Origin of the sequence: Arthrobacter wenxiniae (assembly GCF_013376105.1) — a bacterium.
GTDB lineage: Bacteria > Actinomycetota > Actinomycetes > Actinomycetales > Micrococcaceae > Specibacter > Specibacter wenxiniae.
The window spans coordinates 1-1,369 of sequence record NZ_JAAMFM010000067.1 but is presented as its reverse complement, the minus strand read 5'-3'; the positions used below and the strand labels follow the sequence as shown (position 1 = coordinate 1,369).

2 protein-coding genes are annotated in these 1,369 nt (G+C 61.8%); one reads left to right on the top strand and one right to left on the bottom strand.

What is annotated here, in order from left to right:
- Positions 1–269 precede the first annotated feature (269 nt).
- Positions 270–989 carry a DUF6318 family protein gene (locus G6034_RS20230; RefSeq protein WP_281375534.1) on the top strand — a complete coding sequence of 240 codons (720 nt, stop codon included), beginning with the start codon at positions 270–272 and terminating at the stop codon, positions 987–989.
- A 181-nt stretch (positions 990–1,170) separates the two neighbouring features.
- Here G6034_RS20230 and G6034_RS19620 read toward each other — a convergent pair.
- Positions 1,171–1,369: hypothetical protein (locus tag G6034_RS19620; protein WP_218064093.1), on the bottom strand; the 199-nt coding region annotated here is incomplete at its 5' end.

Here is a 1,369-nt window from a genome sequence, read left to right as displayed (position 1 = left end):
GATTCTAAACCGGAACAACTTCCCACGCAGCACCCCCTGTGGAGGGCGCAACGCGAAACGTCCGGCAGCGTCCCGGCCCACCGACCACTCAGCGGTAGGAGTTTCGCCACAGAAGTACGGTGCCCCGGGAATCCCAACGGCAATCTGCGGGCGGGCCGGCTTGTGGATAAGTTGTGGCCGGGATCACGCATCTGGGGTAGCTTGTTGTCTAGCTGAAATGGGGCTCCAGTCACTATGGGTCCCCTCCACAATGTTCGCCGGGGGCTCCCATGACGACCAGCAGGACGCGTTCACAACCACAACCCGACCGCGCACGCAGCCACCGCGGACGATGGCGTCGGCGGCACCACTTCGCAGCCGTCGCGGGCCTGGCCCTCGTGGCTGGGCTCGCCCTGACGGGATGCACGCCAACGGATGCCCCGCCCACCGCGGCCACCGGCCCGGCCACGGCGCCTGCTTCCACCGCGGCCCCGGCCACGACCTCGGACGCACCGTCCCCCACCCCGGTCTACAAACCCGCCACCGCCTCCGGCCCGGCCCAAAACGTCCCCGTGCCCGTCCTGCCCGCCAAGGCCAGGGAATTCTCCAAGGCCGGGCTCGAGGCCTTCGCGACCTACTGGTACTCCACCCTCGGCTACGCCTTTGAAACCGGCGACTCGAAACCCATGATGGCCATCAGTGATCCCGCTTGCAAAACCTGCGCCGCCATGGAAAGTTCGGTAATTCCGTGGCATTCCGAGGGCCGATGGATCGTCGGTGGGCAGATGTTCGTCCTATCCGCAAAAACTACTTTTACGCAGATGCCGGACAGCACTTATCAAGTCATAACGCTGGTCCGCCAGCAGCAAGTCAAGTACTTCAGATCGGACAAGTCGCTCTCTGAAGACATGGGTGCAAAACCATCTGTTGCCGACATCGTTGTCGCAACCTATGCAGGCGGCCAATGGAGAGCTAGAACAGTCGAGCATCTCAACGGCAACACGGCATGAATCGCCGATCCATTGGTCCGGTAGTTTGCGGTGCAGCCGTCCTGGCCAGCTGCTTGCTCATTATCAGTGGTCTGAGCTCAGCAATCGCAACCTCGCCCGATCCACCCAGGTCCGACTGGGGTGACAACAAAATAGTTACCGATGGTTGGGCACCATTGCCTGGTGACGAACAGAACTATGGTCAGCTGCCGTCGCTCGGACCTTCGGATCCATTCATATATGAATACCGGCTTGCATGCATCGCTGCGGACAGGGCCATCTTTCCAGCTTGCGCAGCCAGCATGCCGGACTGTAGAGCGGCCAAAGACGGTTCGCCGGTGTACTGGTACAAGTCGCTAAAGTTAGCTGACCCATCCTCGTGGACGTTTGACTCCGGCCCT

What these genes read in the sequence shown, in the direction of transcription:
- G6034_RS20230 (WP_281375534.1), top strand. Translation starts at nt 270, where the DNA reads ATGACGACCAGCAGGACGCGTTCACAACCACAACCCGACCGCGCACGC.